Consider the following 21,380-nt stretch of genomic DNA (forward strand, 5'->3'; position numbering starts at 1 on the left):
GCGTCCTCCCTCGTGGTGGGCCGTGAGGGAGGACGCGCCACGATCAGGTCACCTGATCCCGGACCGGGCCCACGCGATCAGGCGGCCAGCTTCGCGGTCACCTCCGCCAGGCGGCGCCCCTGGTAGCGGGCCGCCGCCCGCTCGGCGTCGGTCACCGTGGCCGACTTGCCGCCGGAGGCGTTGGAGACGCCGTAGGGGTTACCGCCGGCCTCGAACAGCAGCGGGTCGGTGTAGCCCGGCGGCACGATGACGGCGCCGAAGTGCGAGAAGACGTTGATCAGCGTGAGGATCGTCGTCTCGTTGCCGCCGTGGACGTTCTGCGCGCTGGTGAACGCCGTGGCGCCCTTGTTCGCCAGCTTGCCGGTGAACCACAGGCCGCCGAGGGTGTCGATGAACTGCTTCATCTGGCTGGCCGGCGTGCCGAAGCGCGTGGGGGTGCCCAGCGCGTACCCGTCGGCCCACTCGAGGTCGGCGGGCGTGGCCTCCTGCACCTCGCCGGCGGTGGCGTCGACGTGCGCGCGCCACAGCGGGTTGGAGTCGATGGCCTCCTCGGGGGCCAGCTCGGGCACCCGGCGCAGCCGGACCTCGGCCCCGGCCTCCTCGGCGCCCTCCGCGAGCGCGGACGCGAGCTGGTGCACGTTGCCGGTCGAGGAGTAGTAGACGACGGCGATCCTGGTCATGGGGTCCCTCTGTTCTGGTGTCCCGGACGGTCCGGTTCTGGTTGCGAGTTCAACCATCGATGCGGACCGTGCCCCCGCTTCTCGGCGTGTCAAACCTGCCGACTGATTCAGACCGAACGGGGGCGGAACACCCAGCGCAGGGCGATGAAGCGCAGCGTGCCGATGGTGGCCGTCACCGCGCCGATGACCAGGATCTCGGTGAGGATCGCCGGGTCCCGGACGACCGCGTTGAACCAGCTCAGCGCCAGGCTGGTGGCGACCACACCGAGGGCGGCGAGCGCGCCGCCCTCCCACTGGGCGGTCCAGAAGCGGACGTACTCGCCGGCGTGGAAGCTGATCCGCCGGTGCATCTCGTTGGCCAGCATCGACGAGAGGACCGAGCCGACCACGTTGGCGGGGACGTCGCCGAACCCGTTGAGCAGCCAGTACAGCAGCGCGTAGACGGCGCTGGAGACCCCGCCGACGAACACGAACCGCGAGAACTGGCCGACCACGCTGTCGGAGCGCACCAGGGCCGCGAGGTCACTGCTGGCCGCCGGGCGGTGCAGCAGTGACGGGCAGGTCACGGGCTCTCCTCCTCCGGGCGGCTGGTGCGGTCAGCATGCAGGGTGCCCCTGACAGTTGCCTGGGAGCCAGCGGTATACGCGCCGACACCCCCGCCGGACCGTGTCGATCACGTCACTCCGGGCGCGTCCAGCCTGCTCACAGGGTCTTCGGTCACCGTCGGCAGTCATGGACACCCGACCCGTGCTGACGACCGGGGCCGCCGTCGCGCTCGTGGCGGTGGCCGCCCTCACGCTGCTGCCCGCGGGCGCCGGCGGCTCCGAGTGGGGCTCGCCCGCCGTCGAGGTGCGCTGGTACCTCACCGGGCTGGACTCTCAGGCGACGGTGCTGCAGCTGCTGGGCAACCTGCTGCTGCTCGTGCCGCTGGCCGCCGTCGCCGTGCTGCGCTGGCCGGTGCTGCGCCGGCCCGCGGTGCTCGCGCTCGCCGCCGTCGCGGCCGGCGCCGCGATCGAGACGCTGCAGTGGGCGCTGCCGCTGGGCCGCGTGGTCTCCCCGCTGGACGCGCTGCTCAACGCCACCGGCGCCGTCGTCGCCGGACTGCTGGTCGCAGGCCTGCCCGGCGCCTGCACCCGGCATCACGGCCGGTCGGCGGGGGTAGGGAGCCGCGCATGAGCCTGATGGGTTTCCTCGACCGCCTCGCCGACGTGAGCACCTTCGACAAGGTCATCGAGTCGGCCCGCTCGGCCGTGCAGGCGGCGCTGAAGCCCGGAGCGCTCAAGGACGCCCTCCACGGCACCTGGCTGGGCCACCCGCTGCACCCGGTGCTCGTGCAGGTCCCCGTGGGCAGCTGGGCCTCCGCCGGGCTGCTCGACGCCATCCCGCCGCTGCGGCCCGCCGCCACCGTCCTCATCGGCACCGGCGTCGCCGTCTCGGTGCCCGCCGCGCTGTCGGGCGCGGCCGACTGGTCGGAGCAGGAGATCGGCGTCCGCCGGCTGGGGGCGCTGCACGCGGCGGCCAACACCGTCGCCCTCGGGCTCTACGTGGGCTCGCTGGTCGCCCGGTCCAGGGGCCGGGGGACGCTGGGCCGGGTGCTGTCCTACGCCGGGCTGGGCATCGCCACCGGCTCGGCGGCGGTCGGCGGGCACATGTCCTACGCGCAGTCCTCGGGCGCCTCGCACGCGGCCACCGCGGCCCGCGCGCTGACCTCCGACTGGATCGACCTCGGCCCGCTCGACGACCTGCCGGAGGGCCGGCCGGCGCTGCGGACCGGCACCGGCAGCGGCGTGGCCGTGCCGCTGGCCGCCGTCCGCCGGGGCGGGCGGGTCGACGTCTTCGTCGGGTCATGCTCCCACCTGGCCGGGCCGCTGTACGAGGGCAGCGTCGAGGAGGTGCGCGGGCACGCGTGCCTGGTCTGCCCGTGGCACGACTCCGCCTTCGACCTGGACGACGGCGAGCCCCGGCGCGGCCCGGCGGCCAACCCGCAGGAGAAGCTCGAGGTGCGGATGGACGCCGGGCACGTGTTGGCGCGGCTGCCCGCGCGGCACCAGTAGGGCCGCCGGCGCGCCTACCCTGCCCGGCATGAGGCGGACGGCGGCCGGGCTGGCGCTCCTGCTCTGCGCGGGGTGCGGTGCCGCCCCGGCGGTGTCGTCGGCCCCCTCCTCGACGGCGGCGTCGTCGTCCTCCACCGCGCTGTCCTCCGGCCCGCCGGTGCCGCCGGTCGCCGGCATCGAGGCGGTCGCCGTGCAGCTCCGCACCGACGAGGCCGTCGGCGGCCAGGTGCAGGTCCGGGTGACCGACACCGGCAGCGAGCCGTTCACGGTCACCTCCGTCGCGATCGACTCGCCCGGGTTCGCGCCGCTGCCCGACCGCGCGGTGACCGCGGCGTTCGTGCCGGGGCGCACCATCGACCTGCCGACGCCCTTCGGTGAGCCGGTGTGCGACCGCGCCGCCGAGCCCGCGGCCGCGCGACTGACCGTCGTCCGTCCCGACGGGCGCAGCGAGGTGCTGCGCGTGCCGCTCGCGGCCGAGGACCTCACCCGGATCCACGCCGAGACCTGCGCGGCGCGAGCGGTGCTCGCCGTCGCCGGGGTCACCGTGACCGGCCTGGCCCTCGAGGGCGAGACCGTCACCGGGTCGCTCCAACTGACCCGTGGGGGCGACGACGACCGCGCGGTCACCCTGACCCGCCTCGAGGGCAACGTGCTCTACGACGTCGACGCCGACCTGCCGGTGACGCTGACCGAGGGGGAGCCGGGCCGCGAGGTCGGGCTGACGTTCACGACGGCGCGCTGCGACGCTCACGCGCTGGCGGAGACCAAGCAGCCGCACCTGTTCCTGCTCGGCGTGCAGGTGGACGGCGAGGACGAGGTCACCGTGGACCTGCCGCTGGACCAGGCGCAGCGCGACGTGTTGTTCGCGCTGACGGAGAGCGCCTGCTGACCGACCCCTGACGTGGGACCGGTCCGGCCGGCCCGGGGGGAACGGGACGGCCGGACCGGGGTCTGGCGTGCCGGCGCCGTCCGGCGCCGCACTGGTGGTGACCGTAGGTAGTGGGCGACGGCGGCCACGATCCCCCGGACGGGTGCACCTCCCCGTCCGGGTGGTGACGGCGGGCACGGAGGGTTCCGACCGCGCTCCCAGGGGCAACCCCGACGGGTGTTCCTCTTCTTCTCGAACCGGTTGGGCTGTCTCGGGTCCCTGCTCGTCTCGGCGGTGCTGACGATCGTCGTCCTGCTGGTCCTCGACGTGCTGTGACCGGCCGGTGACCGTCGTGCCCGTCTGGGAGACTCGACGGCAGCGGGCCTCTAGCTCAACTGGCAGAGCAGCGGACTTTTAATCCGCGGGTTGTGGGTTCGATCCCCACGGGGCCCACCCTGCTGACCTGCAAGGGTCCAGCACTACGCGGTTGTTGCCCGGAGGCCGGTGCCAGTGTGACGACGGGTTCGGGTGGCGCGCCGCGGTCACCTGGCGGCAGGTGCACCACTACGGCTGGGGCCGGCACCTGACCTCGGTACGGCCGGAGCACGTGCGCCTGCCGTGACCACCGGCGCCTGAAGCACCTGCGGCTACGGCGTCAGCGCCGCGCACGGGGTCTCGCCCTCCAGGTACGAGTGGCGGCCGTGGTAGTCGACGACGTTCTCGTGGCCACCGAAGGTGAAGATGATGCCCGCGTCATGTTGGACGACCCGGCCGTCCGGTCCTGTGACGTGCGCAAGCAGGCCGACCTTGCGGTGGCCGGTGTCGGCGTAGTCGAAGTCCGTCCAGTGGGCGGATTGGTGGATCGTGATCCCGTTGGCACTGAAGTCGGCGTCGTAGGTGATGTGCACCTGGGCGCGGACGAAGTCCCCGTCCGCGTCGAACACGACCGTGTAGGTGCCTCTCACGAACTCGTCCACGACCACGGGGAAGTCGCAGATTGCGGGCTCGACGAACGGCGGTGGGTCTTCGGTGAAGCTGCCGTGCTCGACGGTCACCGGGGCAGCCAGGGCCGGGCCGGCACTGGCCGCGAGTCCGCCGGCGGCGGCCGCTACTGCGATGAACACCCGGCGACCACGCATCTCGGCCTCGATCCATCAGCGGGCCCGTCAGTCGAGCCGACGAGGGGCCGGCCTCCTCGCGGCGCTCACGGAGGCACAGGGTCGTTGGCCCCTCCGGGCTGTGTGCGCCAGCAGAGACCTTCCCCACCTGGACAGGTCACCGCACCCCGGGCGTGAAACCCTCAGGCGGGGCCGTGTCTCGACCGGACAGCACGGGGCCCCGCCGTCATGCAGACAGTGGGGCCCCGCAGTGACCTGCCGATCAAGCCCACCTGTAGCCGCGCATCTGCTTACCTCCCCGCTCGCTGGTTGTTCCGTCACCGGTGAGTCCGGCTGACCGTGAGGCTGTTGACGGTACGGCGGTCGCCCTAGGGCCCGAGGACCCTTGCTCGCGTGTCTCCAGCGGCGTGTTGCACGATCCCGCCGGGTGGACCCGTCGACAGCAACCGTGGAACGTGGGTCCGCGTCCTCCTGCTCAGGGTGGGGAGGCCCCGGACGGTGTGGCTTCTCCTGGCGGGGCCGTTCTGTTGTGGTGCCGTTTGTGTGCCAGTGCAGACCGTTCATGGTCGTCCGGCATCGGTCGTTGTGGTCTCGTGACCGTGCTGACCTGCGACTCTGTACGGAGTGAACGACCCCGAACGGTGTCCCTCAGAGCTCCGATCCGCGGGTTGTGGGTTCGATCCCCACGGGCCCACCGGAGGCTGCGACGTCCGCTTCCGCGGCGCAACGCCCGATGAGTCCTGTGTCCGGTGTCGGTCGGAACCACATGAGCGTCGGGACCCAGTCGATCCGGCTGGACATGACCGTGTCCCTCGACGGCTTCGTCGTCGGGCCGGAGGACAGCCCGCAGGAGCCGATGGGCATCGGCGGCTTCCGGCTGTTCAACTGGCTGGACCACCGACTCGACCCGGGACCGAACGGGCAGGTGTTCGCCGAGTCGATGGCGACGAGGGCCGTCGTCTCGGGACGCCGCACCTACGAGCACGCCGGCCACTGGAACGGCGACCACCACGACGGCGTCCCGGTCTTCGTGCTCACCCACCAGGTGCCGGAGGAGCCTCCCCCGGGCAGCGTGCGCTTCGTCACCGACGTCCGCGCCTGCGCCGCGCAGGCCCGCGCCGCCGCCGGTGACGCCGACGTGCTGGTCCTCGGCGCCGGCGCCGCCCAGGCGCTGCTCCGGGCCGGTGAGCTCGACGAGATGGAACTGCACGTCGTCCCCGTCCTCCTCGGCGGCGGACGACGGCTGTTCGACCACCTGCCCGCCGAGCGGACCGAGCTGGAGCTGACCCGCGAGCTGAACGCCGCCGATGCCGATCCGGAACACCGGGTCCTGCACCTCCGCTATCGGATACGGCGACCGCTCCCGACGTCGGACGCGGGAGGGGACCGATGAGGACGTTGCACGTGGGCCTCCGGGTCGCCGATCCCGAGCGGGCGCTCGCCTTCTACACCGCCGTCGGCTACGAGGTGGTCGGCCGGGTGCCGGACACCCCGGTCGGACATCTGACGATGCTCAAGCTGCCCGACGACGACGTGGTGCGCATCGAGCTCGTCTTCGACCCCACCGGGGCTCCCGGGGACCGGGGGAGCGGCCTCAGCCACCTGGTCGTCTCGGTGGAGTCGATGCACGCCACGGTCGCCGACCTCAGGACGAAGGGCATCGAGGTCGCGGACCCCACGTCGCCCGACGACTCGGCGGACTTCCTGACCGCCTGGATCACCGACCCCGACGGCAACCGGATCGAGCTGGTCCAGTGGCCCGCCGGGCACCCCGACGGTCTCACGGCGGCCGACTGGGCGTGACCGCGCCGGAGGCGTCGCGCCGGAGCGCGAGCGCTCAGCCGAGGGCCGGCACCGCGGTGGACGCTCAGCCGAGGGCCGGCACCGCGGTGGACGGGTCGCCGTCGGCGGCAGCGGCCAGGGCCGGAACCACCTCGTCCAGCAGGTAGGGCAGCGACAGGGGGCTGCCGAAGCCGAGCGCGGCGGACACGTCGCCGGAGTAGCCGCCGAGCAGGACCGTGCGGCCCTGGGTCACCACGTCGAGGACCGAGAACAGCCGGTCCGCGTCGGCGTCCGCCTGGTCGTACCCGTTCACCGCCAGCACGTCGGCCTCGAGCAGGTCCAGCCGCTCCTGGCTGACGTCGGTGCTGGCGTCGGGGACGGTGAAGCCGAGGTCGCTGAAGAACTGGGTCCGCAGGTCGTCCCGGCCGAGCAGGTAGTGGCCCGAGCCGACACCGGTCAGGTCCACGGCGAGCGAGCGGTCGGCGAAGCCGGGGTTCTCGTCGACGGCCTCCTGGAACCGGCCCTCGACGTCGTCGACCAGCTGCTGCGCCTCGTCCTCGCGGCCGAGCGCCTGGCCGATGAGCAGCGTCTGCTCCTGCCACGGGGTGGCTCCGTCGGCGTACTCGTCGGTCTGCGCGAGCGTGGGCGCGATGCCGGACAGCTGGTCGTAGACCGTCTGGTCCATGAAGGAGTAGACGCCCACGATCAGGTCGGGCTCCAGGGCGGCGACGGCCTCGAGGTCGATCTCCTCACCGCCCACGGTCGGGACGTCCTCCGCCGGGAGCAGGTCCTCCGCCCAGGGGCGGGTCGTGGCGTCGTAGTCCCCCAGGAGTTCGCGTTCCCCGACCGGCGTCACGCCCAGGGCCAGCACGAAGTCCTGGTCGTTGAAGCCGACGGTGACCACGCGCTGCGGTTCCTCGGGGATCTCCGTGGTGCCGTACTTGGTCTCGATCGTGACCGGGAAGGCGCCCGACGAGGAGGATCCCGCGGCGGGTGCGGAGCCGTCCTCCGACCCGCCGCAGGCGGTCAGACCTGCTGACAGGGCCAGGACGGCGAGGGGGACCACGAGACGGGACGGCCGCAGCGGGGCCGGACGATGAGACACCAGGCGAGGTTAGCCTGGCCTAAGTAATGGCCGCGTGGTCGCCCCGGCGCGGGCCGGCGTCAGTACTCGGTGCACTCCCCGGCGGGCAGGTCGGGGTGGCCGTGGAGCACCAGGCTCGTGCCGCCGGCGTCCTGCACGTCGACGTACGGGTCGGCGATGCCGTGCCCCTGCAGCCAGGCGACCGTGCCCTCGCACACGGCGACCGCCTGCTGCGCCTCCGGGCTCCCGGCCCCGCTGCCGGGGTCGACGAGGCTGGTCCGGACCGCGACCCGGCCGGGCTCGGTCCGCTCGGCGGAGACGATCGCCGCGCCCCACACGGCGCCCCCGGCGGCGGTCCGCAGCTCCTCGGTGACGTCGCCGACCTCCGCGACCGGCGGTGCCTCACCCCCGGACGGCGCCGGCACCACGGACGGGCTCCCGCCGGGCGGTATCGTCGTCGACGTGGCGGCGGGCTCGTCCGCGCCGTCCTGCCCGGTCGCGAGGATGCCGACGACTGCGAGGACGGCGACGAGGCCGGCCGCGACCAGCGCCCACCTGAGCCAGCGCCTGCGCTTCTGGGCTGCGCCCCCGTTCATCCCGCGGACCCTGGTGCGGACTCCCCGCCCCCGGGCCCCTCTCCGTCGTCGCGGTTCCCGGCCGTCCGGTCCGGTGGCACGACGATCACACCACCGGGGTGAACGCATCGCGACACGATGCCTATCGATTGACATTCGATAGATCATCCGTGACAGTCGGCGGCATGCAGACGGTGCGTCGGGCGGTCGGACCGCTCAGGGTCCTGCTCGCGGTGGTCTTCCTCGCCCTGGTGGGCGCCCAGGCGTGGGCGGTGCCCCGGATGGTCCCCGACCTGGCCGACCCCTCGCTGGAGCAGTCGGTCGTGCGGTGGGTGATGACGGCCGCCGCGGTGCTCGCGCTGCTGTGCGTGCAGGTCGTCATCGTGTGCACCTGGCAGCTGCTGACGCTGGTCACCACCGACCGCATCTTCAGCGACGGCGCCTTCCCCTGGGTCGACGCCATCGTCGGCGCGATGGCCGCGGGGTGGGCGATGCTCCTGGGCACCTGGGTCTGCGTCTACTACTTCATCGTCGACGGCGTCAGCGACGACGCGGCGCTGTTCGTGATCCTGCTGGTGCTGCTGCTCGTGGGCGCCGTCGTCGGGCTGCTCATGGTGGTGATGCGCGCCCTGCTGCGGCAGGCCACGGCACTGCGCACCGACATGGAAGCGGTCATCTGATGCCCATCGTCGTGCGCATCGACGTCGAGCTGGCCCGGCGCAAGATGAGCGTGGGGGAGTTCGCCGACCGGGTCGGCCTCACCCCGGCCAACGTGGCGGTCCTCAAGAACGGCCGTGCCAAGGCCGTCCGCTTCAGCACCCTCGAGGCGATGTGCCGGGTGCTCGACTGCCAGCCCGGCGACCTGCTCGAGTGGGTCCCCGACGGCCAGGACGCGCCGCAGGCCGCCCAGGAGGCCCACCGGTGATCACCGTCCGCGGGCTGACCAAGCGCTACGGCGCCGTCCTCGCCGTCGACGACCTCACCTTCGACGTCGAGCCGGGGAAGGTCACCGGCTTCCTCGGTCCCAACGGGGCCGGCAAGTCCACGACGATGCGCGCGGTGCTCGGCCTGGACCGGCCGACGGCGGGGACGGCCCTGGTCAACGGGCGCCCGTACGCGGCGCTGGCCGAACCGCTGCGCGAGGTCGGGGCGATGCTCGACCCCGGCGCGGTCCACCCCGGCCGCACCGGCCGCGCCCACCTGCGCGTGGCCGCGCGGACCAACGGCATCCCGCGGCGCCGCGTCGACGAGGTGGTCGAGCAGGCCGGGCTGGGCGCCGCGGCGCGCCGCCGGATCGCCGGCTACTCGCTGGGCATGCGCCAGCGCCTCGGCATCGCCGCGGCCCTGCTCGGCGACCCCGGCGTGCTCCTGTTCGACGAGCCGGTCAACGGCCTCGACCTCGACGGCGTCCGCTGGATCCGCGGGTTGCTGCGCCGGCTCGCCGACGAGGGCCGCACCGTGCTGGTGTCCAGCCACCTGCTGAGCGAGGTCGAGCAGACCGCCGACCGGCTGGTGGTCGTCGGCCGCGGCCACCTGGTCGCCGACACGACCACCGCGGAGCTCCTGCGCGGCCTCGGTGGTCGCCGGGTCCGGGTCCGGTGTGCCCGGCCCGACCTGCTGCTCCCCGGGCTCCGGGCGCGTGGAGCCGCCGTCGAGCAGGTCGACGCGCACGAGCTGCAGGTCGAGGGGATCGGCGCCGAGGAGGTGGGCGAGGTCGCGGCCTCCGCGCAGGTCCCGCTGCACCACCTGTCGGAGGTCCGGCAGTCCCTCGAGGAGGCCTACCTGGCGCTGACCGCCGGCAGCGTGGAGTACGCCGGCCGCGACGAGGCGCCCGCGGGGGTGGCCCGGTGACGGCGGTCCTGGCGCGCGGAGCCGGTCGGGTGCCGGCCCGGCGCGTGCTCGCCCGCACCTGCGCCGCCGAGTGGACCCGGCTGTGGACCGTCCGCACCAGCTGGTGGTTCCTGCTGGCGGCCGCCGTCGTCCTGGTCGGCCTCGGGGTCGTCGCCGGGGTGGAGGCGGCCGCGGACCCCGTGTCGTCCGGGGGTGACCCGGTCTGGCCCGGGGTGACCGCCTTCGTCATGCCCGCCCAGTTCGCGCTGCTCGGCCTGGCCCTCACCGCGGTCACCGCCGACCACGCCACCGGCGGGATCGTGCCCACCCTGCAGTGGACGCCCCGCCGTGGCCTCCTGCTCCTCGCCCGCGCGGCGGTGGCGGTGGGCACGGCCACCGTCGCGGGTGTGCTGCTCGCCCTGGCCTCCGCCCTCGCCGCGCACGCGGCCCACCCCGACCTCACCCTGCCGGTCGACCAGGGGCTCGACGCGGTGGGCACCGTCGCGCTCGTCGTGGCGGCCGGTGCCGCGCTCGCGGTCGGGCTGGGTGCCCTGCTGCGGAGCACCGCCGGCGCACTCGTGGTGGTCTTCCTGCTGGTGCTGGTCCTGCCGCTGGTCCTGCCCCAGTTCGGCCAGGCGTGGGCCACCACGCTGGCCGAGGCGCTGCCCGGCTCCGGCGCGGCGTTCCTGCTCTTCGGCGGCGAGCCGGCGGGGATGACGTGGACGTCGTCGGTGACAGTCCTGCTCGCCTGGGCCGCCGGCGCCCTGCTGCTCGGCTGGCTGCGGTTCACCCGGGACGACGTCCGGTGAACGCCGACGTCCTGGTGGTCGGCGCCGGGCTGGCCGGGCTGCACACGGCGACGCAGCTCGCCCGCCGCGGGCACGACGTCCTGCTCGCCGACCGGCGGACCGTGCTCTCCGGCGCCGTCCGCACCACGGGGATCTTCGTCCGCAAGACGCTCGACGACTTCCCGCTGCCCACGGAGCACCTCGGCCCGCCCATCCGGCGGACGGTGCTCTACCCGCCCGCGCTGGACCGCCCGGTGGTCCTCGACAGCGACCGCGACGAGTACCGGGTGGGCGACATGGGCCCGCTGTACGACGCCGGCGCCCGCGCCGCCGCCGACGCCGGCGTGCGGATCGCCCTGGGCACCCGCTACACCGGCCGGGACGGCGGCACCTGCCTGCTCGCCGGCCCCGGTGGGCCGGTGCGCGTGCGGGCCCGCTTCGTCGTCGGCGCCGACGGGGCCCGCTCCCGGGTGGCCCGCGACCTGGGCCTGGACCGCAACACGCACCTGCTGGTGGGCGCGGAGGAGGTCTTCCCGGTCACCGGCAGCGCGGGGCCGCCGGCCTTCCACTGCGTCCTCGACCCCACGCTCGCGCCCGGCTACCTGGCCTGGGTGGTCGACGACGGCCGGCACGCCCACGTCGGCGTGGCCGGGTACGCCGACCGCTTCCCCGACGGCCTGCGCCGGGCCCTGGCGCGGTTCCGCGCGATGGCACCCGGGCTGGCCGGCGTGGCCGTAGCCGGCGACGTCGAGCGGCGCGGGGGCCCGATCCCGGTGGGCGGGCTGCTGCGGCGGATCGCCTGCGCCGACGGGCTGCTCGTCGGGGACGCCGCGGGCGCGGTCTCCCCGCTGACCGCCGGCGGCCTCGACCCCTGCCTGCGGCTGTCCGAGCACGCCGTCGACGTCCTCGACGACGCGCTGCGCGCCGGGCGGTCCGACGCGCTGGCGCACTACGACGGAGCCGCGCTGCGCCGACGCTTCCGGGGCCGGCTCGCGCTGCGCCGGGGGCTGGCGCAGGTGCGCACGCCCGCGATGGCGACGGCGGCGTTCGCGCTGCTGCGCACGCCGCCGGGTCGCGCCGCGGCCTGCCGCGTCCTCTTCGGCGACCGCTCGTTCCCGACGGTCGCCCGGACCGTGCCCGCCGCGGCGGCGGTGTGAGGGATCAGAGCACGGTGGAGCCGTACATCTCGCCGAGCGGGTCGGCGATCAGCTCGATGCGGGCGCCGTCGGGGTCGCGGAAGTAGACCGAGACGCCGCTGTGGACCTCGTGCTCGACGCCGGCGTCGGTGAGCCGCTGCACCAGCTCCTGCCAGCGCTCGGGCTCGACGCTGATCGCCATGTGGTGCAGCCCGCCGAGCACCTCGGCGTACGGGCCGACGTCCAGGCCGGGGAAGTCGAAGAAGGCCAGCAGGTTGCCGTGGCCGATGTCGAAGAAGAAGTGCGAGGAGCCGGGGTAGTCGCGGTTCTCGATCAGCTCGGTGAGCGGGAAGCCGAGCACGTCCTGGAAGAACCGGATCGTCCGCTCGACGTCGCTGCTGATCAGCGCGGTGTGGTGCAGGCCGCGCGCGGTCGAGGCGGGGCGCTCGTCGGCGGGCCTGAGGTGCGCGGCGCGGATGCGGTCGCGCTCGGCGTCCAGGGCCGCCAGGTCGCGGGTCTGGGTCATCTCGGGGTCACCTCGGGTCGGGGGTCGGCGGGCAGCCTGAACTGGACGCGGCGGTGGGCGGGGACGAGGTCGAGGTAGTCGGGGTGGTGCTCAATCCAGGCGCGGATGAACGGGCAGAACGGGAGCACCGCCCCGCCCTCCGCGCGGACGGCGTCCAGCGCCCGCCGGGCGAGCACGGACCCGAGCCCCCGGCCCTCGAAGGCCGGGTCGATCACGGTGTGGGAGAACGACACCGACGACGGCGTCCGCCGGTACTCGGCGAACCCGGCGACCTCGCCGTCCACCAGCACCTCGAAGCGGGAGGCATCGGGGCGGTCGACGACCTGCGCTGCGCTGTCGGTCACTGCTGTCCTCCGGTCGTCGGGGGCTCCGGTCGGCAGGGGCTCCGGTCGGCAGGGGCATCGTGGCGCAGGACGGCGGGGCGTGACCAGGGTGCGGCGGCGCGGCGGTCAGGCCGGGACGTGCGGGCGACCGGGCGCCGGGGCCGGCGCGGCGCGGCCCAGGACCACCGGCAGGGCCTCGTGGCCGCGCAGGACGATCGTGCCGCGGCGGCGGGACGGCCCCGCCGGTGCGAGGTCGGGGAACCGCTCGAACAGCGCCTGCAGCGCGACCTCCCCCTCCATCCGCGCGAGCGCGGCGCCGAGGCAGAAGTGGATGCCGCTGGAGAAGGCGACGTGGTCGCGGGCGTTGGCACGGGTGACGTCGAAGACGTGCGGGTCGGCGAAGACGAGCGGGTCGCGGTTCGCCGCGGCCAGCACCAGGATCACCAGGTCGCCCGCGCGGACCGGGACGCCGGCGACCGTAGTGTCGCGCAGCGCCCGCCGCCCGGTCCGCTGCACCGGTGACTCGACCCGCAGCACCTCGTCGACGGCGTTGGGCCACAGCGCGGGGTCCGCGGCGAGCAGGCGGCGCTGGTCGGGGTGGGCGAACAGCAGCGCGGCGCCGTTGCTGACCAGGTTGACCGTCGTCTCGAAGCCGGCGCCGAACACCAGTGCGGCGGTGGCCAGCAGCTCCCGCTCGGTGAGCGCGCTGCCGTCGTCGTCGGCCGCGGTGACGAGGGCCGACAGCAGGTCCTCGCCGGGGTCGCGGCGCAGCCGCCGCAGGTGCCCGCGGAACCAGGCGTCGAGCTCGGCGAGGTTGCGCTCCACCTCGCGGTGGGTGCGCCAGGACACGCCCATGTCGAGGCTCGGGGTGGCCCCGTCGGCCCAGGCGAGGAACTGCTCGCGCATGCCCACCGGCACCCCGAGCACCTCGGAGATGACCGTGACCGGCAGCAGGCTCGCGTAGCGCGCGACCAGGTCGACCGGCCCGCCGGGCGCGGCGGGGCCGTGCTCGAGGTCGTCGAGCAGCTCGTCGGCGATCGAGCGCGTGCGCTCGCGCAGCCGGGCGACGGCGCGGGCGCTGAAGGCGCGGCTGACCAGCCGGCGGTAGCGGGTGTGCTCGGGCGGGTCGACGGCCAGCATCGACGGCGCGTCGATCGGCCCCACGCTCGGCCGGGGGCCGGCCAGCCGCAGCGCGGCCCGCAGCACCGGCGGCAGGCCCTCGGTGCGCGACCCGCCGATCTGCCCGAAGTCGGGGCTGCGCAGCACCTCGGTGCACACGGCGTGGTGGACGCTGACCTTGGAGAACGCGCCGCCCACCAGCGGCGCGGGACGGCGCAGCCGCTCGTAGTGCGCGTACGGGTGCTCCCGGACGGCGGGGTCGCGGAGCACCTCGGCGTCGGGGTTGCCGGCGCGGGCGCGGGCCCGGATCGCCAGCCGCATCACCCCGTGCGTCGCGGCCCAGCGCACCGTGCCGCGTGCCGTCGACCCCGCCGTCATCCCGCCGCCTCCCGTGTGCCCGCGGGCCGGTACCGCTCGGTACGGCCGGGCACCGCCATCCTGCGCAGCGCGCCCGCCCGCCGTCCACCCGGCCGGTCCCCGGGGACGCGCCGGGGACTTGAGCCGAACCGGCGTCACCGCGCGGTTTCGGCACATCCCCACGCTCCGCGCAGCGTGACACGGTCGACATGTGGGCGGTTGGCGGGGCCGGTCACCGTCCCGGACCAGCGCGTTCGCAACGATCCGGGAACGCCGTGTCCCGCGGGTCCTCCGCGGCCGTGCGGCGGGCTCCGCGCGCCCTACGTTTCCACCACCCGCACCGCCCTTCCCCGGTGGTCGCGGTCGCCGTCGCACTTCCCCTCGACGGCCCCCATGGACGGGACGAACGGTGGACACGGTGGTTCTGCGCAGCAGTGAGGTCCGGCTCGACGGCGAGGCGCGTCTGGGCTGGTGGTTGGTGAGCGAGGACGAGTTCGGCTCCGGCCGGCTGGTGGACGGGCCCTTCCCCGACCGCTCGGGCGCGGCCTGGGCGGCGGCCGGGCACGCGGTGGACGAGGGCAGCAGCCTGCGCCCGGTGTACGGGCTGCGCCGGCCCGACGGCGGCCTGCACCGGCGGCCCTCGCCGCAGGAGCTGGCGTGGCTGGCCCATCTCGGCGACCAGCTCGAGCGGCTGCCGGAGGACTGGGACGCCGCCCTCGGCGAGGAGGACCGGCTGGCCACCCTGGTCGTGGAGGTCGCGGCGGCGCTGACCGAGGCCGGCCTGCCGCTGTGGGACGCCACCGGCGCCGGCAGCGCGCTCGGCGGGGCGTGCCTGGGCGCCGAGCCCGGCCTCGACGGCGTCGTCGTGGGCTGGCGGCAGCACGACCGGATGAGCGTCGAGCAGGTGCACGGCCTGGTCGCCGACATCTCCGTCCAGGCCGTCATGAACCGCGCGCTGGCCGACGTCCTCTGGCTGCGCGGTCTCGAGGTCACCCCGCTCGGCGGCGACGCCGGCGGCCACGTGGTCCGCTACGCCGACTGACGGGAGCGCCTCCCTGCGGGAGGCCCGACCGCACGCACGTCCACAGGGACGCCGTCGACCGCGACGGCGTCCCTGTGGCGTTCCCGGGGTCCGTCGGTGCCGCGTGGCAGGCTGCCCCTCCGGCGGTCCCCGACGAAGGTGCCGGTGCCCCGGGCCGAGTCCACCGACGGCGTGCACGGGGAGCGGCACCGGGACGGTCGCCGCGGCCCGCGGCCCCGGGACGGTCGCCGCGGCCCGCGGCCCCGTCGTCGACGGGCAGCCCCACGGGTACCGGGAGTGGTTCCGGCTCGACGGGACCCGGCTGCGGTCGGGCTCCTCCGACCACGGCCGGCAGACCGGGGAGTGGACGACGTACGACCGCAGCGGCGCGCCGCACCGGACGACGCCCTCCGGCTGACCGGGCGGCGACACGCCGCGGCCGCGCCGCCCGTCCGGGGACGACCGCACGGCCCGCCCACCGCGCCACGCGGGGGAACCGACGGCGAGTCGACATGACGGCGGCCGCAACGACCGGTGACCGGGCCTTGACCAGGGCGGACACAACGATCGCGTGACGCCGCGGCCGCGGGTGGCACCGCCGGGCGCCGTCGCGGGCCCCCAGGCCCGATGCTTCCGACGTCACCGGCACTTCCCCGGCCGGGACGTCAGTCCGGGAGGAACCCCACCGTGAGCGCGCCCGCACCACCGGCCCCGTCGCTGCCCGCCCCGGTCGCAGCCGGCGACGGGCTGGGCATCGCCGACCTCGTCGCCCTGCTCGGCCTCGAGCCCGCCACCGATCCGTGCGACGACCTCCCCGGCCGGCTCGCCCCCGCGCGCCGGCCGGTCGATGTCGTCGCCACCGTCCGGGCCTGGGTCCGCCGGGCCGCAGCCTGGGGCTCCGGCCCCCAGCGTTCCTGGTGCGCGTGGTGAACGACCCGATCCTCCTCTGGCCGGTGGTCGCCGTCCTGGGGTTCGTCGCGATGGCCGGGCTGGTCGTCGCGCTGGGCCGGGCCTCGACCGCCCAGTACGAGTTCGAGCGCAACCGCGTCCGCGCCCAGCAGCCGGCGCCGGCCCCCGCCGACGCCGGCGGTCCCGGCGGCGAGCCGGCCGCCGTCCGGGTCGACGTCCCGGTGCCCGGCCCGGTCCCCGTCCCCGCGGACGGTGCTCCCGGCGGCGCGCCGCAGGTCCGCGGCGCCGTCGGCCTGGCCCCGCACCCGGTGCCCGCCCCCACCGCGCACCCCGCCGGCCGCCGGCTCGCCGACGCCGGGGCGCCGACGGCGTGGTGGCTGACCGACGGCGAGGGCGGCCCCTCGGCTCCGGCGGCGCTGGCCGGCCCCTACGCCGACCGGGTCGAGGCCGAGTGGGCGGCCGTGTCCTGCGGCCTCGACGGCGACGCCCGCGCCGTCCACGGCACCCTGCGCGACGACGGCACCGTCGCCCGGCGCCCCTCGCCGCAGGACCGGGCGTGGCTGACCGAGCTCGGGGAGCAGCTCGACCGGCTCGCCGACGACTGGGACGACCTGCTCACCGACGAGGACGCGCTGACCACGCTGGTCGTCGAGGTCACCGCGGCGCTGGTCGAGGCGGGCCTGCCGCTGCACGACTGCTCCGGCGCCGACCGGGACGACGTGCTGCCGGGCGGGGTGTGCCTGACCCCCGAGCCGCTGCGCGGCGGCATCCTGGTCAGCTGGCGGCAGCACGACCGGATGGCGGTCCTCCAGGTGCGCGGTGCCGCGCTGGACACCGCCGTGCAGCGGACGATGAACCAGACGCTGGCCACCCTGCTGGTGCAGTTCGGCTTCGTCGTCGAGGAGTTCGGGGACGCCGGCTGCTCCCTGGTCACGGCGATCCGGTCGTACCCCTCGGCGGCGTAGCGGGGTCCGCGGCGCGGGCGGGGACGACCCGGTTGACCCGGTGCCACCGGGCGGGGCAGCCTCCTGCCGCCCAGCCCGGACGCCGCCCGCGCCGTCCCCCGACCGGAGGTGGCCTGCCGTGCGCGTTGCCCGCCCCGCCGCCGGGCTGCTGCTCGCCGCGGGTCTGGCGCTGTCCGGCTGCACCGCCGTCGTGGCCGGCACGGCGACCGGGCCCGGCGGCGGGCCGCGCACCGACGCCACCGACGCCGACGTCCCGGTGCACCTGGCCGAGTCCGGCGACGAGACCGACCGGATCGCCCGCAACGCCGTCGCCGACGTGCTCACCTGGTGGGAGCAGACCTCCCCGCAGCTGTACGGCGCCGACTTCGACGGGGTCGACGGCGGCGTCTGGTCGATCGACCCGGACGAGACCGACCCCGCCGACCTGCCCGGCGGCGACTGCTTCTCCGACGACCTCGCCGACCTCGCGGAGAACGCCTACTACTGCGGCGACGACGACGCGGTGGTCTACGACCGGGCGTGGCTGGCCGACCTCGCCCGCGACTACGGCCCGTTCATGGTCGCCGAGACCATGGCGCACGAGATCGCGCACGCCGTCCAGGCGCAGGCCGGCCTGGACGCCCCCTCGATCGTCGCCGAGACCCAGGCCGAGTGCTTCGCCGGGGCGTGGACGCGCTGGGTGGTCGACGGCAATGCCGCGCACGTCGCCGTCCGTCCGGACGAGCTCGACCCCTATCTGCTGAGCTATGTCTACTTCGGCGACCCCCCGGGCTCACCGCCCGACGCCGAGGACGCGCACGGTTCGCTGTTCGACCAGCTCTCGGCCTTCCAGGAGGGCTACGCCGACGGGGCGCGGGTCTGCACCGCCTTCGACGAGTCACGGCTCTACACCCAGCAGGAGTCCGACCCGGCCCGCGACGCCGGGGACCGGACCCACGGCGAGGTCGTGGCGGCGAGCGACGACGTCCTCGACGCGTTCTGGGAGCAGGCGACGGGCACCGGCTTCCCGGGCACCGAGGCGCTCGGCGGGCGCCTGGCCGAGCCCGACGTCCGGGCCACCGACGGCGGGACCTGCGCCGGCCGGGACGAGGACGCCGACCTGCTGTACTGCCCCGCGGACGGCTCGGTCCGCTACGACTCCGCCGGCCTGCTCGCACCGGCCCACGACGACGTCGGCGACTTCGCGGTGCCGGCGCTGCTGGCCCTGCCCTACGCGCTGGCGGTGCGGGACCAGCGCGGGCTGACCGTGGACGGCCCCGCCGCGGTGTCCGCCGCGGCGTGCGCGACCGGCTGGCTGACCCGCGAGACCTTCCTCGGCGAGGTCGACGGCGCGCGGCAGCTCGCACCCGGCGACGTCGACGAGGCCGCCCTGGCCCTGCTGCGCTACGCCGGCGACCCGGCCGTGGTCGCCTCCGCCGGGCTGTCGGACTTCGAGCTGCTCGACGCCTTCCGCCGCGGCTTCGTCGACGGCGGCGACCGCTGCGGCTTCTGACCGGTCGGTCCGTGGCGCACGGCGCGATGGTGTGCGCCGGGGCCGGGTTCCCGGCGGTCGAACCCGGCGTCAGCGCACAGGCTCCGGCTGTCCCCGGGACGACCGGTCAGCCGTCCCCGTCGAGGAACGCGTCGACCACCGGCGCCAGCTCGCGGGCCTCGGTGACCAGCGCCAGGTGCCCGCCCTCGTAGAGGTGCAGCCGCGCGCGCGGGATGCCGCGGGCCAGGATGCGGGCGTTGACCGTCGGGATGATCGGGTCGTCGTCCCCGCAGAGCACCAGCGTCGGCTGCCGGATCAGCGACAGGAACGGCAGGCTGCTCCACCCCGCGCTCGCGGCCAGCTGGAAGTAGTAGCCGCGCCGCGGGCCGAGCCGGCTGTGCGCGTGCAGCGCCCGCGCCGCCCGCGCCGGGTCGGTGCGCACGGTTCCGCCGTAGAGCTCGCCCGCGATGCGCTCGGCGTAGCCGGGGTCGCGGTGCCGCCGGGGCGTGAGCATGTGGGAGAGCACCCGCGGCGAGGCGGGCACCATCAGCGACCCGGTGCCGGTGGCGGCGAGCACCAGCCGGCGGCACCGGCGGCGGTGCTGGACGGCGAAGTGCTGCGCCAGGCCCCCGCCCCACGACAGCCCGAGCACGTCGACCTCGCCGTCGTGACCGAGCCGGCGCAGCAGCCCGGCCACCACGGGCGTCAGCGTGGCCAGCACGTAGGGGACCACCGGTGGCGGCGACCCGCCCACGCCGGGGACGTCGAAGCGGACGACGGTGCGGCGCGGGTCGAGCGCGTCGACGAAGGGCTGCAGCACCTCGAGGCTGGCGCCGATGCCGTTCATCAGCAGCAGCGGGGGACGGGAACCGTCGCCGCGGCGCTCGGCCACGCGCAGCGTGCGGCCCCCGACGACCAGCGTCCGGACCGTCTCCCCCCGGTCCGGCCGCGGCCGCGACTCACTTGTCGAAGACATACGTCCCCGGCGCGTCACCGAGGACCGGCAGGTCCGGCCCGCCCAGCGACTCCGGCGCCGGTACCTCCTCCCCGGCCCGCTCGGCCAGCCACCCGGTGAAGTCCGGCCACCACGAGCCCTTCTCCTTGCGGGCCGACGCCAGCCACTGCTCCGGGTCGGCCGGCGTCTCCGGCGCCACCTGGAAGGACGCCTTGGGGTTGGTGGGCGGGTTGACCAGCGAGGCGATGTGGCCGGCGGTGGACAGCACGAACCGGCTGCGCCCGCCGAGCAGCTGGGTGGTGCGGTAGCAGGACTGCCACGGGCAGAGGTGGTCGGCGATGCCGGCGGTGACGTAGGTGTCGACGTCGACGGTGGAGAGGTCGACCGGGGTGCCGAGCATGCTCGACCTCCCGGGCTCGGTGAGCTGGTTGCCCAGTGCCACCTCGATGAAGTCGCGGTGCAGCGCGGCGGTCATCCGCGTGGTGTCGGCGTTCCAGTAGAGGATGTCGAAGGCGGGCGGGGGCTGGCCCTGCAGGTAGTTGTTGACCCAGTAGTTCCACACCAGGTCGTTGGGCCGCAGCCAGGCGAAGACCTCGGCCAGCATCGCGCCGTCGAGGTAGCCCTTCCGCCGCGACTTCTCGGTGGCCTCCTGCACCGCCTGCTCGTCCATGAGCGCGCCGATCGTGCCGGCGCGCGACCAGTCGAGGACGGTGACGGCGAAGCTGGCGGCGGCCACCCGGTCGAGCCGGCCGGTGGCGGCCAGGTGGGCCAGCACCATCGCCAGGATGATGCCGCCGGAGCAGAAGCCCTGGAACGCGACGCGCTCGCTGCCGGTGATCCGCTCGGCGGCGTCGGCGGCGTCCAGGACGGCCTGCCCGTAGGTGTCCAGGCCCCACTCGGCGTGCCGGGCGTCCGGGTTGCGCCAGCTCATCATGAAGACCTGGTGGCCGGCGCCCACGTAGTGCTCGACGATGCTGCGGCCCGGCGCGAGGTCGGTGACGTAGTACTTGTTGATCGTCGGCGGCACGATGACCAGCGGCGTGCGGTACACCCGCTCGGTCGTCGGCCGGTACTGGATCAGCTCGAACACGTCGGTCCGCAGGACCACGGCGCCCGGAGTGACGGCGAGGTCCTCGCCGACGGTGAACGCGTCGGGCTCGACCATCGAGGGCACCCGCGGCGGGGACACGATGTCCGAGACCAGCCGGCGCAGCCCGGAGACGGCGTTGCGGCCGCCGGTGTCGATGACCGCCTTGAGCGCCAGCGGGTTGAGGAACGGGACGTTGCTGGGCGCGAGCGCGTCGACGACGTTGGTCAGGGTGAAGCGGATGCGCTCGTCGTCGCGCCAGTCGAGGTCGACGTCGTCGACCAGGCCGGCCGCGGCGCGGGCCGCGGCGATGTGCGCCTGCATCGTCCGCTTGAACAGGGGGTTGCCGGTCCATGCGGGGTCGGCGAAGCGGCGGTCCTTGGGGTTGGGCGCGATCTCCGAGCGGCCGACCGCGATCCGGCCGACCTCGCGGGCCAGTTCCCCGCCGCGGCGGGCCACCGCGTCGGGGTGGCGGACCAGGGCCGACCCGAGCGCGGCGAGCGTGCGGGCCGGCGGGACCATGCGCCGCAGCGGCCCGCGGGCGGCGTCGACGAGGACCATGTCCAGGCCCATGACGGCATCGCCCGCCTGCTCCTCCGCGCTGCCGTCGGCGGCTGCGGCCGGGCGCGGGCGGTCGGCGGGCCCGGCGGCCGGACGCTGTGCGGTGGTGGTCATCGCGGACTCCTGACGGGGTGCGGGGGACCTGGTGACCCGGCTCACTCAAGCACAGGT

At 75.4% G+C, this 21,380-nt stretch carries 24 protein-coding genes and 1 tRNA gene; 15 read left to right on the top strand and 10 right to left on the bottom strand.

Annotated features, from left to right (window positions below; genetic code table 11):
• Positions 1-77: 77 nt before the first annotated feature.
• Together wrbA and ACI79V_RS20745 are read right to left on the bottom strand one after the other, a co-directional pair.
• Entirely contained in the window at positions 78-680 is a 603-nt protein-coding gene (gene wrbA, locus ACI79V_RS20740; RefSeq protein ID WP_456892318.1) for an NAD(P)H:quinone oxidoreductase, read from the bottom strand.
• Between the two features lie 107 nt (positions 681-787).
• The gene (locus ACI79V_RS20745; RefSeq protein WP_456892319.1) at positions 788-1,246 is read right to left on the bottom strand and encodes a GtrA family protein; all 459 of its coding nucleotides are present in this window, start codon (positions 1,244-1,246) and stop codon (positions 788-790) included.
• 166 nt (positions 1,247-1,412) lie between these two features.
• Between ACI79V_RS20745 and ACI79V_RS20750 the strand changes: the two genes are divergently transcribed.
• The 4 genes from ACI79V_RS20750 (at position 1,413) to ACI79V_RS20765 (ending at position 4,055) form a co-directional block, all read left to right on the top strand.
• Positions 1,413-1,856 carry a VanZ family protein gene (locus ACI79V_RS20750; protein WP_456892320.1) on the top strand — a complete coding sequence of 148 codons (444 nt, stop codon included), beginning with the start codon at positions 1,413-1,415 and terminating at the stop codon, positions 1,854-1,856.
• Positions 1,853-2,734: a Rieske 2Fe-2S domain-containing protein gene (locus ACI79V_RS20755; protein WP_456892322.1), complete on the top strand. Its 882-nt coding sequence runs from the start codon at positions 1,853-1,855 to the stop codon at positions 2,732-2,734. Before ACI79V_RS20750 ends, ACI79V_RS20755 begins: the two co-directional genes overlap by 4 nt.
• 28 nt (positions 2,735-2,762) lie before the next feature.
• Positions 2,763-3,623, top strand: a complete 861-nt coding sequence (locus ACI79V_RS20760; RefSeq protein ID WP_456892324.1) for a hypothetical protein — start codon at positions 2,763-2,765, stop codon at positions 3,621-3,623.
• A gap of 359 nt (positions 3,624-3,982) precedes the next feature.
• Positions 3,983-4,055: transfer RNA gene (locus tag ACI79V_RS20765), tRNA-Lys, on the top strand.
• A gap of 194 nt (positions 4,056-4,249) precedes the next feature.
• Here ACI79V_RS20765 and ACI79V_RS20770 read toward each other — a convergent pair.
• Positions 4,250-4,726, bottom strand: a complete 477-nt coding sequence (locus tag ACI79V_RS20770) for a hypothetical protein (RefSeq protein WP_456892326.1) — start codon at positions 4,724-4,726, stop codon at positions 4,250-4,252.
• 760 nt (positions 4,727-5,486) lie between these two features.
• On the opposite strand from ACI79V_RS20770, the gene ACI79V_RS20775 reads away from it, so the two are divergent.
• Both ACI79V_RS20775 and ACI79V_RS20780 read left to right on the top strand, forming a co-directional pair.
• A complete protein-coding gene (locus tag ACI79V_RS20775) occupies positions 5,487-6,113 on the top strand; it encodes a dihydrofolate reductase family protein (protein WP_456892328.1) in 627 nt (208 codons plus the stop codon).
• Positions 6,110-6,523 carry a VOC family protein gene (locus ACI79V_RS20780; RefSeq protein WP_456892329.1) on the top strand — a complete coding sequence of 138 codons (414 nt, stop codon included), beginning with the start codon at positions 6,110-6,112 and terminating at the stop codon, positions 6,521-6,523. The genes ACI79V_RS20775 and ACI79V_RS20780 overlap by 4 nt, the downstream gene beginning before the upstream one ends.
• Before the next feature lie 64 nt (positions 6,524-6,587).
• Here ACI79V_RS20780 and ACI79V_RS20785 read toward each other — a convergent pair whose 3' ends face one another.
• The gene (locus ACI79V_RS20785; protein WP_456892331.1) at positions 6,588-7,607 is read right to left on the bottom strand and encodes an ABC transporter substrate-binding protein; all 1,020 of its coding nucleotides are present in this window, start codon (positions 7,605-7,607) and stop codon (positions 6,588-6,590) included.
• Between the two features lie 59 nt (positions 7,608-7,666).
• The gene (locus ACI79V_RS20790; protein WP_456892333.1) at positions 7,667-8,182 is read right to left on the bottom strand and encodes a hypothetical protein; all 516 of its coding nucleotides are present in this window, start codon (positions 8,180-8,182) and stop codon (positions 7,667-7,669) included.
• A 164-nt stretch (positions 8,183-8,346) separates the two neighbouring features.
• On the opposite strand from ACI79V_RS20790, the gene ACI79V_RS20795 reads away from it, so the two are divergent.
• Genes ACI79V_RS20795 through ACI79V_RS20815 form a run of 5 tightly spaced genes read left to right on the top strand, consistent with a single transcriptional unit; the run spans position 8,347 to position 11,936 of the window.
• Positions 8,347-8,841 carry a DUF2975 domain-containing protein gene (locus tag ACI79V_RS20795; RefSeq protein ID WP_456873824.1) on the top strand — a complete coding sequence of 165 codons (495 nt, stop codon included), beginning with the start codon at positions 8,347-8,349 and terminating at the stop codon, positions 8,839-8,841.
• Positions 8,841-9,086: a helix-turn-helix domain-containing protein gene (locus tag ACI79V_RS20800; protein ID WP_456873825.1), complete on the top strand. Its 246-nt coding sequence runs from the start codon at positions 8,841-8,843 to the stop codon at positions 9,084-9,086. The genes ACI79V_RS20795 and ACI79V_RS20800 overlap by 1 nt, the downstream gene beginning before the upstream one ends.
• The gene (locus ACI79V_RS20805; protein ID WP_456892335.1) at positions 9,083-10,012 is read left to right on the top strand and encodes an ABC transporter ATP-binding protein; all 930 of its coding nucleotides are present in this window, start codon (positions 9,083-9,085) and stop codon (positions 10,010-10,012) included. The genes ACI79V_RS20800 and ACI79V_RS20805 overlap by 4 nt, the downstream gene beginning before the upstream one ends.
• Before the next feature lie 29 nt (positions 10,013-10,041).
• Positions 10,042-10,800 carry a hypothetical protein gene (locus ACI79V_RS20810; RefSeq protein WP_456892337.1) on the top strand — a complete coding sequence of 253 codons (759 nt, stop codon included), beginning with the start codon at positions 10,042-10,044 and terminating at the stop codon, positions 10,798-10,800.
• Entirely contained in the window at positions 10,797-11,936 is a 1,140-nt protein-coding gene (locus ACI79V_RS20815; protein ID WP_456892339.1) for an NAD(P)/FAD-dependent oxidoreductase, read from the top strand. Before ACI79V_RS20810 ends, ACI79V_RS20815 begins: the two co-directional genes overlap by 4 nt.
• A 4-nt stretch (positions 11,937-11,940) precedes the next feature.
• Here ACI79V_RS20815 and ACI79V_RS20820 read toward each other — a convergent pair whose 3' ends face one another.
• The 3 genes from ACI79V_RS20820 to ACI79V_RS20830 are packed head-to-tail and all read right to left on the bottom strand — an operon-like array spanning position 11,941 to position 14,261.
• The gene (locus tag ACI79V_RS20820) at positions 11,941-12,441 is read right to left on the bottom strand and encodes a VOC family protein (protein ID WP_456892341.1); all 501 of its coding nucleotides are present in this window, start codon (positions 12,439-12,441) and stop codon (positions 11,941-11,943) included.
• Positions 12,438-12,872 carry a GNAT family N-acetyltransferase gene (locus ACI79V_RS20825; protein WP_456892381.1) on the bottom strand — a complete coding sequence of 145 codons (435 nt, stop codon included), beginning with the start codon at positions 12,870-12,872 and terminating at the stop codon, positions 12,438-12,440. The genes ACI79V_RS20820 and ACI79V_RS20825 overlap by 4 nt, the downstream gene beginning before the upstream one ends.
• 18 nt (positions 12,873-12,890) lie before the next feature.
• Positions 12,891-14,261 carry a cytochrome P450 gene (locus tag ACI79V_RS20830; protein ID WP_456892343.1) on the bottom strand — a complete coding sequence of 457 codons (1,371 nt, stop codon included), beginning with the start codon at positions 14,259-14,261 and terminating at the stop codon, positions 12,891-12,893.
• 388 nt (positions 14,262-14,649) lie between these two features.
• Here ACI79V_RS20830 and ACI79V_RS20835 point away from each other — a divergent pair, with 388 nt between their 5' ends.
• The 4 genes from ACI79V_RS20835 to ACI79V_RS20850 all read left to right on the top strand — a co-directional run bounded on the left by ACI79V_RS20835 (position 14,650) and on the right by ACI79V_RS20850 (position 18,627).
• On the top strand, positions 14,650-15,282 hold the full coding sequence (locus ACI79V_RS20835) for a hypothetical protein (RefSeq protein ID WP_456892345.1): 633 nt from the start codon (positions 14,650-14,652) through the stop codon (positions 15,280-15,282).
• Between the two features lie 666 nt (positions 15,283-15,948).
• A complete protein-coding gene (locus tag ACI79V_RS20840; protein WP_456892347.1) occupies positions 15,949-16,191 on the top strand; it encodes a hypothetical protein in 243 nt (80 codons plus the stop codon).
• Positions 16,188-17,135 (top strand): hypothetical protein, encoded by a 948-nt coding sequence (locus ACI79V_RS20845; protein ID WP_456892349.1) that lies wholly within the window; start codon positions 16,188-16,190, stop codon positions 17,133-17,135. Before ACI79V_RS20840 ends, ACI79V_RS20845 begins: the two co-directional genes overlap by 4 nt.
• 118 nt (positions 17,136-17,253) lie before the next feature.
• Positions 17,254-18,627: a neutral zinc metallopeptidase gene (locus tag ACI79V_RS20850; protein ID WP_456892351.1), complete on the top strand. Its 1,374-nt coding sequence runs from the start codon at positions 17,254-17,256 to the stop codon at positions 18,625-18,627.
• A gap of 106 nt (positions 18,628-18,733) precedes the next feature.
• Here the strand turns inward: ACI79V_RS20850 and phaZ are convergent, their stop codons facing one another.
• Both phaZ and ACI79V_RS20860 read right to left on the bottom strand, forming a co-directional pair.
• Positions 18,734-19,582, bottom strand: a complete 849-nt coding sequence (gene phaZ, locus ACI79V_RS20855; protein ID WP_456892353.1) for a poly(3-hydroxyalkanoate) depolymerase — start codon at positions 19,580-19,582, stop codon at positions 18,734-18,736.
• Positions 19,566-21,323, bottom strand: coding sequence for a PHA/PHB synthase family protein (locus ACI79V_RS20860; RefSeq protein ID WP_456892355.1), 1,758 nt, complete (start codon positions 21,321-21,323; stop codon positions 19,566-19,568). The genes phaZ and ACI79V_RS20860 overlap by 17 nt, the downstream gene beginning before the upstream one ends.
• Positions 21,324-21,380: the final 57 nt, after the last annotated feature.

The organism is Geodermatophilus sp. SYSU D00700 (assembly GCF_054050255.1).

Coding starts and splice junctions, on each gene's coding strand:
- ACI79V_RS20820 (WP_456892341.1), bottom strand. CDS start 12,441: ATGACCCAGACCCGCGACCTGGCGGCCCTGGACGCCGAGCGCGACCGC.
- ACI79V_RS20790 (WP_456892333.1), bottom strand. CDS start 8,182: ATGAACGGGGGCGCAGCCCAGAAGCGCAGGCGCTGGCTCAGGTGGGCG.
- ACI79V_RS20800 (WP_456873825.1), top strand. CDS start 8,841: ATGCCCATCGTCGTGCGCATCGACGTCGAGCTGGCCCGGCGCAAGATG.
- ACI79V_RS20830 (WP_456892343.1), bottom strand. CDS start 14,261: ATGACGGCGGGGTCGACGGCACGCGGCACGGTGCGCTGGGCCGCGACG.
- ACI79V_RS20795 (WP_456873824.1), top strand. CDS start 8,347: ATGCAGACGGTGCGTCGGGCGGTCGGACCGCTCAGGGTCCTGCTCGCG.
- ACI79V_RS20750 (WP_456892320.1), top strand. CDS start 1,413: ATGGACACCCGACCCGTGCTGACGACCGGGGCCGCCGTCGCGCTCGTG.
- ACI79V_RS20755 (WP_456892322.1), top strand. CDS start 1,853: ATGAGCCTGATGGGTTTCCTCGACCGCCTCGCCGACGTGAGCACCTTC.
- phaZ (WP_456892353.1), bottom strand. CDS start 19,582: ATGTCTTCGACAAGTGAGTCGCGGCCGCGGCCGGACCGGGGGGAGACG.
- ACI79V_RS20760 (WP_456892324.1), top strand. CDS start 2,763: ATGAGGCGGACGGCGGCCGGGCTGGCGCTCCTGCTCTGCGCGGGGTGC.
- ACI79V_RS20780 (WP_456892329.1), top strand. CDS start 6,110: ATGAGGACGTTGCACGTGGGCCTCCGGGTCGCCGATCCCGAGCGGGCG.
- ACI79V_RS20860 (WP_456892355.1), bottom strand. CDS start 21,323: ATGACCACCACCGCACAGCGTCCGGCCGCCGGGCCCGCCGACCGCCCG.
- ACI79V_RS20775 (WP_456892328.1), top strand. CDS start 5,487: ATGAGCGTCGGGACCCAGTCGATCCGGCTGGACATGACCGTGTCCCTC.
- wrbA (WP_456892318.1), bottom strand. CDS start 680: ATGACCAGGATCGCCGTCGTCTACTACTCCTCGACCGGCAACGTGCAC.